This is a genomic window from Providencia sp., assembly GCF_052096715.1.
In the GTDB taxonomy this organism is placed as follows: Bacteria; Pseudomonadota; Gammaproteobacteria; order Enterobacterales; family Enterobacteriaceae; genus Providencia.
On sequence record NZ_JBQDNB010000022.1, the window covers coordinates 16,732 to 31,799 of the forward strand.

At 37.1% G+C, this 15,068-nt stretch carries 13 protein-coding genes and 1 pseudogene; 9 read left to right on the plus strand and 5 right to left on the minus strand.

Annotated features, from left to right (window positions below; translation table 11 throughout):
* A pseudogene (locus ACTH6U_RS15435) lies at window positions 1-2,072 on the plus strand (hypothetical protein); the annotation flags it as partial.
* A gap of 96 nt (window positions 2,073-2,168) precedes the next feature.
* On the opposite strand, the gene ACTH6U_RS15440 reads toward ACTH6U_RS15435, so the two are convergent.
* Window positions 2,169-3,380, minus strand: coding sequence for an MFS transporter (locus ACTH6U_RS15440; RefSeq protein WP_441832562.1), 1,212 nt, complete (start codon window positions 3,378-3,380; stop codon window positions 2,169-2,171).
* An 88-nt stretch (window positions 3,381-3,468) separates the two neighbouring features.
* On the opposite strand from ACTH6U_RS15440, the gene ACTH6U_RS15445 reads away from it, so the two are divergent.
* Entirely contained in the window at window positions 3,469-3,909 is a 441-nt protein-coding gene (locus ACTH6U_RS15445) for a winged helix-turn-helix transcriptional regulator (RefSeq protein WP_336431031.1), read from the plus strand.
* Between the two features lie 150 nt (window positions 3,910-4,059).
* Here ACTH6U_RS15445 and ACTH6U_RS15450 read toward each other — a convergent pair whose 3' ends face one another.
* The 3 genes from ACTH6U_RS15450 to ACTH6U_RS15460 form a co-directional block, all read right to left on the minus strand.
* Window positions 4,060-4,881: a helix-turn-helix transcriptional regulator gene (locus tag ACTH6U_RS15450; protein WP_294110369.1), complete on the minus strand. Its 822-nt coding sequence runs from the start codon at window positions 4,879-4,881 to the stop codon at window positions 4,060-4,062.
* A gap of 892 nt (window positions 4,882-5,773) precedes the next feature.
* Window positions 5,774-6,139, minus strand: coding sequence for a nitrous oxide-stimulated promoter family protein (locus ACTH6U_RS15455; RefSeq protein WP_441832563.1), 366 nt, complete (start codon window positions 6,137-6,139; stop codon window positions 5,774-5,776).
* Window positions 6,140-6,441: 302 nt separating this feature from the next.
* Window positions 6,442-6,663: a DUF465 domain-containing protein gene (locus tag ACTH6U_RS15460; RefSeq protein WP_294110372.1), complete on the minus strand. Its 222-nt coding sequence runs from the start codon at window positions 6,661-6,663 to the stop codon at window positions 6,442-6,444.
* A gap of 267 nt (window positions 6,664-6,930) precedes the next feature.
* Here ACTH6U_RS15460 and eco point away from each other — a divergent pair, with 267 nt between their 5' ends.
* Entirely contained in the window at window positions 6,931-7,407 is a 477-nt protein-coding gene (gene eco / locus ACTH6U_RS15465; protein ID WP_294110375.1) for a serine protease inhibitor ecotin, read from the plus strand.
* 82 nt (window positions 7,408-7,489) lie between these two features.
* On the opposite strand, the gene ACTH6U_RS15470 is transcribed toward eco, so the two are convergent.
* Window positions 7,490-7,927, minus strand: coding sequence for a universal stress protein (locus ACTH6U_RS15470; RefSeq protein WP_294110376.1), 438 nt, complete (start codon window positions 7,925-7,927; stop codon window positions 7,490-7,492).
* 309 nt (window positions 7,928-8,236) lie between these two features.
* Here ACTH6U_RS15470 and ACTH6U_RS15475 point away from each other — a divergent pair, with 309 nt between their 5' ends.
* The 6 genes from ACTH6U_RS15475 to ACTH6U_RS15500 all read left to right on the plus strand — a co-directional run bounded on the left by ACTH6U_RS15475 (window position 8,237) and on the right by ACTH6U_RS15500 (window position 15,018).
* The gene (locus ACTH6U_RS15475; protein WP_294110378.1) at window positions 8,237-9,166 is read left to right on the plus strand and encodes a cation diffusion facilitator family transporter; all 930 of its coding nucleotides are present in this window, start codon (window positions 8,237-8,239) and stop codon (window positions 9,164-9,166) included.
* 233 nt (window positions 9,167-9,399) lie between these two features.
* Window positions 9,400-10,428, plus strand: coding sequence for a UDP-glucose 4-epimerase GalE (galE, locus tag ACTH6U_RS15480; RefSeq protein WP_441832564.1), 1,029 nt, complete (start codon window positions 9,400-9,402; stop codon window positions 10,426-10,428).
* 20 nt (window positions 10,429-10,448) lie between these two features.
* Window positions 10,449-11,498, plus strand: a complete 1,050-nt coding sequence (locus ACTH6U_RS15485; protein ID WP_441832565.1) for a UDP-glucose--hexose-1-phosphate uridylyltransferase — start codon at window positions 10,449-10,451, stop codon at window positions 11,496-11,498.
* Between the two features lie 83 nt (window positions 11,499-11,581).
* The gene (gene galK, locus ACTH6U_RS15490; RefSeq protein ID WP_294110384.1) at window positions 11,582-12,739 is read left to right on the plus strand and encodes a galactokinase; all 1,158 of its coding nucleotides are present in this window, start codon (window positions 11,582-11,584) and stop codon (window positions 12,737-12,739) included.
* A 56-nt stretch (window positions 12,740-12,795) separates the two neighbouring features.
* Entirely contained in the window at window positions 12,796-13,836 is a 1,041-nt protein-coding gene (gene galM, locus ACTH6U_RS15495; RefSeq protein WP_441832566.1) for a galactose-1-epimerase, read from the plus strand.
* Window positions 13,837-14,013: 177 nt separating this feature from the next.
* A complete protein-coding gene (locus ACTH6U_RS15500; RefSeq protein ID WP_294110388.1) occupies window positions 14,014-15,018 on the plus strand; it encodes a substrate-binding domain-containing protein in 1,005 nt (334 codons plus the stop codon).
* Window positions 15,019-15,068 lie beyond the last annotated feature (50 nt).

A 15,068-nucleotide genomic window follows, 5' to 3' on the forward strand; every position in this document is an offset into this window, starting at 1 on the left:
AATTGCAAAAAGATGTTGAAAAACAAACGGCCTTGATGAGCCAAGCTAGTGATGCGCAGGTGAAAACGTTAACCGCCGATCTGAATCAACAAGTGGCTTTGTTGAAACAAAAAGAAGATGGGCTGAAAAAAGCCGAAGTGGACAGTCAAGCTACCCGCGACGCATTAGCTAAACAGCAAGCAGCGGCGAAACTGTTGGAAACACAAAACCAGCAGTTAACCAAACAGTTAACTGAAAAAGCACAGCAGGCGGAGAAAATCGCTCAATCGTTAGCCGAGCAAACTGCACAAGCCAAACAAAAAACTGCCTTAGAAGCGGAGCTCGCCAGTGCAAAGCAACAACTGAAAGAACATCAAACAGCTCAAAATACGCTATCTAAACAGTATGTTGATAGCCAAAAACAACAACAGCAGTTGCAAACAGCATTGACACAAAATGAACAAAACTATGCGGCCGCGCAGAAACAACTGACGCAAGCGAATGCAGATTTATTGAAATTGCAAAAAGATGTTGAGAAGCAGACTGCTTTGATGGGGCAAGCTAGTGATTCTCAAGTGAAGGCATTAACCGCCGATCTGAATCAACAAATTGCGTTGCTGAAACAAAAAGAAGATGGTCTGAAAAAAGCCGAAGTGGACAGTCAAACCACTCGCGAGGCATTAGCTAAACAGCAAGCAGCGGCGAAACTGTTGGAAACACAAAACCAGCAGTTAACCAAACAGTTAACTGAAAAAGCGCAGCAGGCGGAGAAAATCGCCCAATCGCTAGCCGAGCAAACCGCACAAGCCAAACAAAAAACGGTCTTAGAAGCAGAGCTCGCCAGTGCAATGCAACAACTGAAAGAGCACCAAACAGCTCAAAATACGCTATCTAAACAGTATGTTGATAGCCAGAAGCAACAACAGCAGTTGCAAACAGCATTGACACAAAATGAACAGAACTATGCAGCGGCGCAGAAACAGCTCACACAAGCGAATGTCGATTTGCAAAAATTGCAAAAAGATGTCGAGAAGCAAACGGCCTTGATGGGACAAGCCAGTGAATCACAGGTCAAAGCATTAACAGCCGATCTGAATAAACAAATTGCCTTATTGAAGCAAAAAGAGAATGATTTATCTAAATTAGATACAGATAAAAAATCAATTCAAGAGTCTCTTGCTATTCAGCAATCTGATAAGAAAAAATTAGAATTACAGAATGTTCAGCTTGCAGAACAAAGTAAAATTCGAGAAGAACTGATCTTAAAACTTGAAAGTGACATTGCAGATAAACATAAAAAGCAGAATGAAGCTGAACAACGGTTAGCTGATGCAAATAAACAAATTAGTTCACTAAAACTCGATGCTGAAAAACTGAATGTTGCTAATACTAAAGTTCAAACTCAAACACTAGAGTTAGAAAAACTTAAAAAACAGTTGAATGATAAAGTTGAAGTTGATACGAAGTCGCAAAAAGAGCTCGCATTAGCACAAGAGAATTTGAAAAAATTACAGGCTGAGTTAGCGTCTCAAAAATCTTTAGCGACTGATAATGCATTAAAATCACAAATTATGGACCTGAATAAACAAATAACGCAACTTCAGGCAGAAAATAATGCGTTAAAAACAAAACCGACTAGTGGTAATAGAGGTTTAGCCGCTAAGGTTCCTTCAAAAGAGGCTTCAGCGAAAGAATTAAAACAGATTGCTGATGATAATAGTAAACGGAATCAAAAAATAATTGAGCAAGTAACACAGCAAAAATACAGTAAGTTAGACAGCAATACTTACTATAAAGTGTTACAAGCAGGCTCGCCAATTACGAATGTTAAAAATAAAGATATTACATTCATTATGAGAGAGCAGTTAACGGATGGTACGGTAACTGTTATGTATACGGACAAAAACCCAGTGACACTACCTTATAATGAGTTACCTACGCCATTAAATTCATTTGTTGAAAAAGCGGGTGAAGGGGGAATGGTCAAGGTTTATATTAAACCCGAAGGTGGGTATGGTGTTCAGGGTATACCTGGTGAAATACCACCGAATTCTATGTCAATTATTGACTTGAAAATTATTAAAGCGAAGTAATTTTAGTCTATGATTAAAAAGGTAGCTTGTTGAAAAATAAGCTACCTTAATTTATTTATCTTATACAATTCATTCAAGTCCTCATCACTGTCAACGTTAGCTCCCTTCAATACTTTGTTTAGAAACGTACGATAAGGTTAGCCGCCAAAATATTAATGCAATCATGGTGATTAAAAATCCTAAGAAACAAACACCAATCCAATCTGCATATGTATAGGTTATTGTTGTGGTTATTGCACCAATACCACTACCGATTGCATAAAATAACATGTAAATACCAACGAGTCGGCTATGAGAACCTGTATCTCCACGAAAGATCATTATTTGGCTTGTAACATGCAAAGCTTGTCCGCCCATATCTAATAGTATTATTCCAATAAATAATGCGAATAAAGATTGCTCCAAAAGCGATAAGGGTATCCACGCTAGTAACATGAATATTAAGGAAAATAAACTTACTTTCTGTGTATATCCATGATCTGCCCATATTCCAGCTTTCGTTGCAGCAAGTGCACCAAGAGCACCAATAAGGCCAAATGCCCCAATTTGAGTATGGGAAAACGCATAAGGTGGCGCGCTTAGTGGTAAAACTAAAGCACTCCAAAAAACGTTAAAAGCAGCAAACATTAGCATGGCTAAGATGCCTCTAACTTGTAAAGTTCTATTTTTTCGTAACAAAGTAAACATTGATAAAACTAAACGTGAATAGCTTAAATTGTTTGTACGGGTTGCTATATTTGGTAACAAACGAAATAGAAGAATTGAAACAATTAACATAAGTATTGCCGAGCCTAAATAAACACTTCTCCAGCCTGCAATATCACTGACACCACCAGCGAAAACTCTGGCGAGCAACAAGCCAATAAATACGCCGCTTTGCGCTGCTCCAACCGTTTTTCCTTGATTATTCCCTTCAGATGCACTGGCTGCATAGGCGATTAGTCCTTGGGTCATTGCTGTACCAAGTAATCCAACGCTTAGCATACCAATTAATAACATTATTGATGATTGAGCTAATCCGACAATCATTAAAGCAACCATTAAGCCAATAAGTTGGGCTAGCATTAGACTTCGGCGGTTGATGATATCACCTAGCGGCACCAAAAAAAGTAAGGCTAACGCACTGCCAATTTGTGTGATTGTTATTATGCCACCTATAGCAGCATGGCTGATTGCAAATTCAAGCGCCAAACTATCTAACAAAGGTTGGGCATAATAAACATTGGCAACGCTCAAGCCGCAGGCAGTTGCAAACAGCCATGTTAACTTTGTCGATATTATTTTTTGTTGCAGTGTCATTATTGACATACACTAACCTAGTTTTAATTTGAAACTAGTTGTATGTTATTTAAAGTGGTTTTAAAATGCAACTTAATTATTCAGTCAGGAGGACTCCATGACAAATGATCCTATAGTTGAATTTTGCCCAGTTGCCAGAGCACTTAATTTGGTCGGTGACCGTTGGTCTCTTCTGATTGTGAGAGATGCATTTGATGGAATCTGTCGTTTCAAAGATTTCCAAAAAAGTCTGGGGGTTGCACGTAATATTCTATCTGATAGGTTGAAAAAGCTAGTTGAGAGCGAAATACTGGAAACTAGAGCTGCATCAGATGGTACTGCATATCAGGAATACGTTTTAACATCTAAAGGAACAAGCCTGTTTACACTCATTGTTGCATTTAGGCAGTGGGGGGAAACTTATCTGTTTAGTGGTAATGAACCCCATTCTGTATTGGTTGAAGCGCAAACGCAAAAGCCAATACCATTGATGCAGGTGGTTAATGAGCAAGGAAATATTTTGTTGCCTTCTGAGGCTTATGTTAAAAAAGTGATTTGAATAATAAGCTGGATTTATTGAAAGGGGTGTGAAAAGTGAATTGTAGTAAGTATTTAATAGCATTGCCTTTCTGCCAGTGTATAGATAAAACATTAATTCTATAACTGACAGGGCATGTATTCTGTATAAGCGATACAAACGATGTGTAGGTTAAGCTGCTATTCGCGATCTACTCGGCGTGTATCCAAAACGCTTCCGATAACTTTGTGTGAAATAAGATTGGCTTGAAAAACCTGCTTCCATTGAAACTTCAACAATACTCATTGCAGTATTAACCAGCAACTGGTGTGCATACATAATCCTTTTTTCGCTGATCCAAGAGCGAGGCGATGTGGAATAGACGGTATTAAAAAGCTCTTTAAATGTAGTTAAGCCCATTCCAAAGGTTTTAGCAAAGTCACTTAATTTCCATTCCTTTAGATAATTATGTTCCATGAAGGATTGTAAACGTTCAGCTTGTCGATTACTTAATTGTCGAAAATTAGAAAGCAAATGTGGTCCTTGCTCGCCATATGATAATAATAATAAGAGTTCTGAAACTCTTAAGCTGACTATCACTTCAGGAAATTGATTGTGAGAAAATGAATTGAAACTATTTTTAATATCTCGAATTAAAGCGCAAGTCGAAAATTTAATTACATCACTTGGATCGTTTTCAATGCGTTCTATCTTACTTAGCTGAGATCCATGCTGATTAATAAATTCACGTAAAAAGTGGTCTTCTAGTGGCAACCAAATAAACTCACAATCAATACTATTATCGGTAATTTGAAATGAGTATGAACCTTGCTTATGGTATAAAATATCGCCTTCATTTAATGTTTTTGTTGCTGCGGGTGTTTCTAGCAACAGAGAACCTTTTTCAATGATAATAATGCCTTTCGATGTCATATCGAGTATTGAATGCGGGTTATTCTTATCGATACAGATCTTATTAATAGTTTGGTTATTTAAATTGCTCATACCTTGCATAGTAGTGCCTTATGTTGATTACTTTGCCTTAGCTCAAAATTTTATATCGGTTTGTTTGTTGAGGTTGATATAAAAAGTCACCATGACTTCAATGACGAAAATTATATAAAACGATCATTTTTGTGTCACATTTTAATGCAAAGTATTAATAAATGTTTCCAAATATACTTTTTTCGTCCTATTTCGCTATTTATATCGGAAAAAATACAGTATTAAATGGTGATGCGTTGGCAATATTTATAATATGAGCCAGACTTGCAGCTTATTATGCTGCTTTTATTTGTTAAACCAGATGTTAATAATCCCAAAAAATTAATAAATATTTATGTTTTTTTACATATAAAGGCCAAGTAGTCATATTTCGTGATCTATACGTAATTATAGCTATGTAAATTATTGTCATTAAACTCGCAAAAACAGTACTAATAAATAAAACTTAACTATTTATTAGTTATTAAATTTAGTTATTAGTTTTTTTTATCGTTATGATTTGTTTTGTTGATTAATGTGAGCTAAAAAAGCGTATTTTGTGATTTAAGTCTCAAAATCTAACTCATAGGCCGGCTCTATAGCTATGATAGGTAAAATAAACATGGATTTTAGTAATTAGTTTTTAAAGGTTATTATTTTTTAGATAAACCACATAACAACTGTGCTGGGTATTTGTTGGTTATTTTGTATTCTTGATAGATGATTGAAGAGGATAGTAAGTAGAATTGTGATATATATGAAAACAATAAGTTACCGATTAATTATGATAAATGAATGATTTTATCAATGTTACGTGTAACGTAAGAAAGTCTAATAATATGATGGATACGAAGAGTGATAGTACTAGCTATTATATTGTTATCTGATTTTGGATGAGCAAAACAGGCCATGATAATACGATTTAAAGCCGAGTATTTGTTTCTCGTATTGCTTTACGCGACTTCTTAGGTAGTTCAGGGACTGGCTTTCTATCATCAAGTAAATGACGAATCGCTAAAATAGGGTGATGAAAAAGCATTTTAGGGCCAGACCAACGCATAATGACTTTCATTTGTTCGCGCATTTTAGGTTGGTAACAATGAACGGGACATTGCTTACAAGCCGGTTTCTGTTCACCATAACGGCATTTTTCAAGTCGATTGATGGCATAGGCATAAAGTTTATTGTAATCATTAGGGGAATTCACAGGGGCAGGGTGGGCTCGTTCATAGATTCTTATCATTTTTTCGATTGTACGGATTTCTCGATTAATGCGTTTACTATTCATATCCTACCTCTGTGTGGATCATTAAACAGGTATATTAAATATATGTTTAATATACCCGTTTTACTTTCTAATAGAAAGTAAAAGGCAGGCTCATAAACGTAAAATGGCATAAGTTAGTGCTTATGCCATGAAGATAAAATGTAGTACATCAGCAATTCAGTGGGCTTACCTCTAAACGGAAAGGTCTTTAAGTATAAATAGTATAGAAAGGCTTTAATGTACTTAGCGACAGCTAATCCCGTTTAGTTTGAAATTTAAGATTAATTTCAACGTGCTTAATTGCTTTGCTTTTGATGATTTGATTACTCGTTGGCCTGCATGGTTAGCATGATTTTTTGCATTTCATCTTTTATATGCAGTTTTTCTTTTTTTAGTTTGGCTACATGTTCGTTATAGCCAGCGCCAGAAGGCCCTTCAAGTTTACTTATTTCTTTATTAAGTTGATGGTGTTTTTCATAAAGGTTTTGAAAACGTGGATGTGTAGCAACCAATTTTGAAACTAAATCTTGCTCTGTAGATAACATACTACCTCCTCAGAATGTATTAAGCCTCAAATTCAGTATAAGCATTGACTACTTTATATGCATCAACATGGCGAGTAATTTACATAATTTTTATCAGATTTATGATCCTTATACTAAAATTAAGTAAGATGGCTCGGCTTTAAGTGTCTATATCTATATTTTTGTAATTAAGAATCATCTATAGTGAAAATAATGGTATTAATGACTTACTATAGAGTGAATGGTAGTATTTTAAATTGATTTATTCTTTTGAAATGGGAAATAATAATGAAAAAGGCAATTTTATCTGTAATGGCTGCGGTATTAGTTTCATCATGTGCAGTGGCAACTGAGGGATTGGAAAAGGTTGCGCCATATCCAAAAGCCGAATCAGGTATGACCCGCCATGTGATCCAGTTGGCTAATCAGCAAAATGAAAATGATTTTATGGTTGAGCTTGTTATCGGTAAAACAATAAAAGCGGATTGTAATCGCCAATGGTTTATGGGGGAGTTAGATACTAAAACGTTGGAAGGTTGGGGATATGATTTCTATAAATTAGATAAGGTCAAAGGACCTGCATCTACAATGATGGCTTGCTCTGAACCTGCGAAAGATCGTTTCGTCACCACGCAATTAGGTGATGATGCTTTCATCCGTTATAACAGTAAGCTTCCTATTGTTGTCTACACTCCATCCGATATGGACGTTAAATACCGTATTTGGTCAACAGATGATAAATTAATCGAATCTGCTAAGCAATAAAACTAAGCTAACATCTAATAAGTGCCGCATATATAGATAGCGGCACTTATTACGCATTGGTGGGTTACTTATTGATTAGTTTTTATCTGATAACAAATACAGATGTTTTCGCATGACGTACAATTGCAGAAGCGGTAGAACCCAGTAAATAAGTTGATGTACTCGGGTGATGAGAGCCAACAACAATTAAATCAGCATTAATTTCTTCAGCATAATCTAATATTTCATCTTTTGCAGAGCCAATACCGATTTGGCAGCTAATTCTATCATCTGCGATTTTAATATCTTTGATAACTTCTTCTAGGGCACGCATTGCTAGTATAGAGCGTTGGGCTGAATCTTTATGGCTTTCCGGTAATATAGCGACTTCAATCCCAAAAAATAACTCAAGACTTGGGATCACTGACAAAAAGTGAATTTCCGATTTACCAAGTTTTGCCAACTCTTCGACATGTTTGATGATGACGAGATTTAAATCATCCTCTAACAAATCAATAGGAACTAATATCTTCTTATACATAGCTACCTCGTTCATATGTTATTTAGATTTTATTATAACTCTTGAGTGTCAATATACTATAAGTTAAATAGGCATCAATGAAATGAGCCAAATTTAGCATTTATTGTTATCTCTTAAATTAATCCATTTAAGATTATCTTATTAAGAATATAAAAATAAAGGATAACTGTTATCATTCAACAGAGAGTTTACAAATTAGAATGAGACTTTTAACAAATAATATGTCAATATTTGGTGTCTTTTAAGTTATTGATTTGAAAGTATATACTGAATGATAATTGTTTTGTTTTTCATTAAAGAAAGTAAATTATGAATAAATCTGAACTCCCATTGAAGGGAGATAATGAGTTTGAATTACAGAAAGTTAAATTTAAGGCAGCTAGGAAAAGTACACTTATTAGTGTGGCTGTGAATACAGTATTGTCTGTTTGGCAGATTATCATTGGTATATTTTCCCATTCTTCTGGTTTAATTGCTGATGGTATTCATACTTTATCTGATTTAATTGCTGATTTTGTAGTACTTATTGCGAATAAAAAAAGTCATAAAAAACCGGATGAAGACCATCCTTATGGCCACTTTCGTTATGAAAATGGCGCGTCATTGATTTTAGGTATTATTTTATTGATAGTTGGGGTTGGTATGGTGTGGTCTGCCATACAAAAAATGTTGAATCCTGAGCTGATTCAAGAAGTTCATATGATAGCGCTAGTAGCGGCATTGATATCGCTTGTCGCAAAAGAAGGGTTATTTCGTTATATGTTACGGGTAGCGAATAAAGTTAATTCCAGTATGTTAGTCGCAAATGCTTGGCATGCACGTTCAGATGCAGCATCTTCTTTAGTTGTTGCAATTGGTATTATTGGTAGCTTATGTGGTTTTCGTATTTTTGACCCCATAGCAGCGTTAATTGTAGGTACTTTTGTCTTTCGAATGGGATACAAGTTTACCAATCAATCAATACAAGATCTGATGGATAAAGGTGCGGATGAAGAAACGTTGATGGAGATCCGCCAGATTCTTGATAATAGTAATGAGATTGCTGGTTATCATGATCTGAAAACGCGTAAATCGGGTGATTTTTACTTGGTTGATGTGCATTTAGAATTGGATGGAAATATGACTATTTTTAAAGGTCATGAAATCACTGTTAATGTGCAAAAAAGATTAATGCAGCACCCACAAATACTCAATGTGATGACTCACCTTGACCCTTATGACGAAAATGGTCCGCACTAATTCCCTTTTTGAATGAAAAACCTCAGATGGCCCATTAGCCGAAAATAGATAGTTTCCGGTTAATGGGCTTTATTATTTTTATCGTCTTTTACGCATGATTTTAAAATTTAGTGTAAACGTTTACACTAAAGTGGTTTTGATCACAGAATCGACAGTAAACTCATTGCTATACTCACCAGCAATAGAGTGAGAAAGTCGAAAATTATACTTTTAGACGAGTCAAGAGGTGGAATATGCAGCAATCTCAAGTATTAGTAACCGGTGGACTTGGCTACATAGGTAGTCACACTTGCGTGCAGATGATAAAAGCAGGGATATTACCCATTATCGTGGATAATTTATGTAACGCTAAGATGGAAGTCCTTAATCGTATTGAGAAATTAACAGGTTATCGCCCATCATTTTATCAAGGTGATGTTCGTGATGATAAATGTTTAATGCCTATTTTTGCCTCTCATCAAATTTATTCTGTGATTCATTTTGCTGGCTTAAAAGCTGTAGGGGAATCTGTTGAGAAACCATTGGAATATTATGATGTTAATGTGAATGGCTCACTAGTTTTAGCTAGATGTATGCGTAAAGCGAATGTGAAGAGCCTTATTTTTAGCTCTTCAGCGACCGTTTACGGCGAACCTAGTACGTTACCGATTACAGAAGATTTTCCGACAGGTAATACGCAAAGCCCTTACGGTACAAGTAAATATATGGTAGAGCGTTGTTTATCAGACCTTTATCAAGCAGATAAAACATGGTTAATTTCAATACTACGTTATTTTAATCCAGTAGGGGCGCATCCATCAGGTTTGATGGGAGAAGACCCTCAAGGTATTCCAAATAACTTAACGCCTTATATTGCACAGGTTGCCGTAGGACGACGTCAAAAGTTGGCTATTTATGGAAACGATTACCCTACAATTGATGGAACAGGCGTACGAGATTATATCCATGTGATGGATTTAGCTAATGGGCATGTTGCCGCATTAAAAGTCGTCGGTCAGAAATCAGGCTTGCATATTTACAATTTAGGCACAGGCAATGGCAGCAGCGTTTTTCAAGTCCTTCATGCCTTTGAAAAAGCAGTGGGTAAACCGATTCCTTATGTTATTGAGCCACGTCGTGCTGGTGATATTGCACAGTATTGGTCAAGTCCAGTTAAAGCGGATACGCAGCTCGGATGGCGTGCAATTCATTCAATAGAGGATATGGCGATAGATTCATGGCGTTGGCAGTCACAGAATCCAAATGGCTATGGTAATGAGTAATTAATTAGGAAATTATCTTTATGAAAAATCAATTTGATCCTGCCGATTGCCCGCATCGTCGTTATAACCCATTAACTGGGCAGTGGGTGCTGGTTTCCCCACATCGTGCAAAGCGGCCTTGGAGTGGACAAGATGAAAAGCCGCCACTTAGCGAGCTACCCCATTACGATAAAAACTGCTTTTTATGCCCAACGAATAAACGCGTTTCTGGAGACCAAAACCCTGACTATCAGGGCACTTTTGTTTTTGAAAATGACTATGCGGCCTTACTTCCAGAACAATGTGAGCAACCAAGTTTGCAATCGGATTTATTTAAAGCTCAAGCGGTGAGTGGGTTAAGTCGAGTTATTTGTTTTTCACCTGATCACAGTAAAACGCTTCCAGAATTATCGCTCACTGAAATTGGACGAGTTATTGAAACTTGGCAGCAGCAAATTGCAGAGCTAAGTGATCGATTTTTATGGGTTCAGGTTTTTGAAAATAAAGGTGAAGCGATGGGGTGTTCTCAACCACACCCTCATGGACAAATTTGGGCGAGTGATTTTTTACCTAATGAAATTGCACGTAAAGATGATTTTTTGAAACAGTATTATCAGCAGCATGGCACCAATTTACTGGTTGATTATGTTCAGGCTGAAATGCACGACGGTTCACGAACTGTGGTTGAAACGGAGCATTGGATAGCAGTGGTGCCTTATTGGGCGGCGTGGCCGTTTGAAACCATGTTATTACCTAAGCAACATATAAAACGTATGGATGAAATGAATGAATCTGTGCGTTCTGATTTGAGTGTGGCACTTAAACAGCTCACTTGCCGTTACGATAATTTATTTCACTGCGCTTTCCCTTATTCCATGGGATGGCATTTTGCGCCTTTTTTTAACCCAGATGAAAATATTGAGCATTGGCAGCTACATGCGCTGTTTTATCCACCTTTACTGCGTTCTGCGACGGTAAAAAAATTTATGGTGGGGTATGAAATGTTAGCGGAAACCCAGCGAGATTTAACGCCAGAGCAAGCCGCACAGCGGTTACGTGAAGTCAGTGATATTCATTATAAACAGCAGTAATAAGCGATTAATCGAATCAATAATTGTTTGTTTTCCAGTGAAAAAGCGAGCAATTAAAATTTAAAATGTGAAGGATGCGTAAAATGGAACAGCTCAAAAAAATAGTGGCAAATTCATTTGAAACTAAGTTTGGTTATCAAGCAGATATTTATGTACAAGCGCCAGGAAGAGTAAATCTTATTGGTGAACATACTGATTATAATGATGGTTTTGTACTGCCTTGTGCCATTAATTATCAAACAATGACTGCGGCAACAAAGCGTAATGATCGAATCGTTCGTGTTGTTGCCGCCGATTATCATAATGATTACGATGAATTTAATTTAGACCAAGAAATCACTTTTTTACCTGAAAAAATGTGGGCGAATTACATTCGTGGTGTGGTTAAATTCTTATTACAACGCGGTTTTATTTTTGGAGGATGTGATATCGCGGTGAGCGGAAATGTTCCACAAGGAGCAGGGCTAAGCTCATCAGCATCTTTAGAGGTTGTGATTGGACAAACGATTAAAGCGCTTTATCAACTTGATATTAGTCAGCAAGATATCGCGTTGAATGGGCAACAAGCTGAAAATCAATTTGTCGGTTGTAATTGTGGCATTATGGATCAATTAATTTCGGCGAGTGGTGATGCGGGGCATGCATTACTTATTGATTGCCGTAGTTTGACCGTTTTTCCTATTCCAATACCCAATGATTTGGTTGTAATGATTATAAATTCAAATAAAAAACGGGGTCTTGTGGATAGCGAGTACAATACACGTCGCCAACAATGTGAAGTGGCGGCGAAGCAGTTTGCAGTAAAAGCACTCAGAGATGTGACTTTTGAACAATTTATTGAAAAGCAAAATCAATTAGACCCTCTGGTTGCAAAGCGCGCTAAACATGTTATTACCGAAAATGAACGTACCCTGACAGCTGCTAAGGCATTGACTGAGAATAATTTATTATTACTAAGCCAGTTAATGGAACAATCTCATGCGTCTATGCGTGATGATTTTGAAATAACAGTGGCAGAGATTGATACGTTAGTGGATATTGTAAAATCGGTGTTGGGGAGTGAAGGTGGCGTGCGCATGACGGGAGGGGGGTTTGGCGGTTGTGTTGTCGCATTGATGAAACAACAACTTGTACAACCTGTGATAGCGGCAGTAGAGCAACAATATCAAGTAATGACAGGGCTTAAAGCTGATATTTATGTCTGCCAACCGAGTGAAGGTGCTAGTGTAGTCATTGCCTAATTTTATGTTTTATTATTACCATATCATGAGTTATTTACGTATTCAGTGAGGATAGCATGCAGTTTACCAAGGAACAGCGTCATACGTTGAAAACACCAAAAGTCATTGCGTTGGCCAATCAACATGGCATGAAGATTATTTTAACAAGTTTAGGTGCTGGCTGGGTGAGTTGTATATTACCGCTATCAACAGGTAAACGTGATGTGGTTCTTGGTTCTCCGAATATGAGTGCACAGATGGAGCAAGGTGTTTATTTAGGATCTACGGTTGGGCGAGTTGCTAATCGTATTGCTAACGCAAAATTTATCTTAGATAACAACGAGTATTCCGTAACTAATAATCAAGGTGTGCATTGTTTGCATGGTGGAAAAGATAATTTTAGCCATCGTGTGTGGTCAATCACACAACCTGATCAGCAACAAGCTGTTTTCACATTAGTATCTCCCGATGGTGACCAAGGGTTTCCTGGTGAGTTGAAAGTCGAAGTTCGCTATGAGCTGACAGATGATAATCAGGTTATTATTAGTTATAAGTATCAAGTAGATAAAGGTTGCCCTGTCAATTTGACTAATCATACTTACTTCAATTTAGCGGGTGAAAACTCAGCTAAAACTGCGTTAGAACATGATTTACAAATTAATGGCACGCATTTTTTACCAACGGATAATGAAGGGATCCCTACTGGGGAATGGCGTGATGTGACGGATACACATTTCGATTTTAGACAAGGGAAGCGTATTGGGCGTGACTTTTTACAAGATGATGAGCAACGCACAGTTGGTGGTTATGACCACACTTTTATTTTAGATAGTACTTTGACTGATGGCAAAGAAGCTGTCGCTTCATTAATATCTCCTGACGGTGATGTTCGCATGAATGTCACCACAACCCGACCAGCGATGCAATTATATACGGGTAATTACCTTATTGCTGTATCGGGTAAATCTCAAGTATACACGCCATTTTCTGGGGTGGCATTTGAAACACAGTTCCCACCCGATGCGATTAATCATCCTGAGTGGGGTGAGCAATACCGCGGTATTGCAGAGCCTAATAATATTTATACTAGCCAAACCAGTTATCAATTTATTTTTTGATAATAAAATTCTCAGTACTTTTTCCTAATAGAAATGCGACTTCATTGTGGCGTTTCTATTTTTATTTTAACGCAAGAGATCAAATTATTACCATTTAAATCAGCTTAATATACGTTATGCTTTGTTTTTATATCTTGTGTATTGTCTAATAAGGCATTTGGTATATAGAGGTTCATAATGGCGACAATAAAAGATGTGGCAAGAGAAGCAGGGGTCTCTGTCGCCACTGTTTCACGTGTGATAAATCAATCACCTAAAGCAAGCCAAGCGTCGATAGCCTCTGTAAAAAGTGCAATGCATAAACTTGGCTATAGGCCCAATGCCGCCGCCCGCGCATTAGTCAATCAAAGTTCAAATACAATCGGTGTATTGGTGAATGATGTTTCTGATCCCTTTTTTGGTGTGATGGTTAAAGCCGTTGATGGGATTGCTCACAAAAATGGTAAGCATATTTTAATTTGTAATGGATATCATAACGCCAAAGAAGAGCGGCAATCGATTGAACTATTAATTAATAATCGTTGTGATGCACTGGTTATTCATTCTAAAGCATTAGCTGATGAAGAATTGATTGAGTATGCAAATGAAGTTCCTAGCATGGTATTGATTAATCGACGTATTGAACAAATTGCTAATCGTTGTATTTCACTCAATAACTACAAAGGTGCTTATCTTGCGACTGAACATCTTATTCGTCAGGGACATACTAAAATTGCTTATATATCTTCAAATCATTTAATTGAAGATGCCGATCAGCGTTTATTAGGTTACCGGGATGCATTAAAAAATAATGGCATTTATTTACCTGAAACCTATATAGAATATGGTTCCCCTTACGGTGAAGGTGGCGAGCAAGCCATGACTAATCTTTTGGTTAAATCTTTGGATATTACCGCAGTGGTTGGTTATAACGATTTTATGGCAGCGGGGGCAATTGCTGTTTTAGATGAAAATGGAATACGCTCGCCAGAGCAAGTCTCTGTCATTGGTTTTGATGACGTATTGATTGCCCGTTATATTCATCCTCGTTTGACCACGATCCGTTACCCTATTCAAATGATGGCTGAACGTGCAACACAGCTAGCACTTGCTTTAGCGCGTCATGAGCAGGTGATAGAGGAAGATCTTATTTATTCACCAACGCTGGTTCAACGTAATTCTGTTCGCCCAATACAAGTATAATACGGCCACCTTGTGAAAACGTTATCATTATTCTGTGATGACGTTCAATA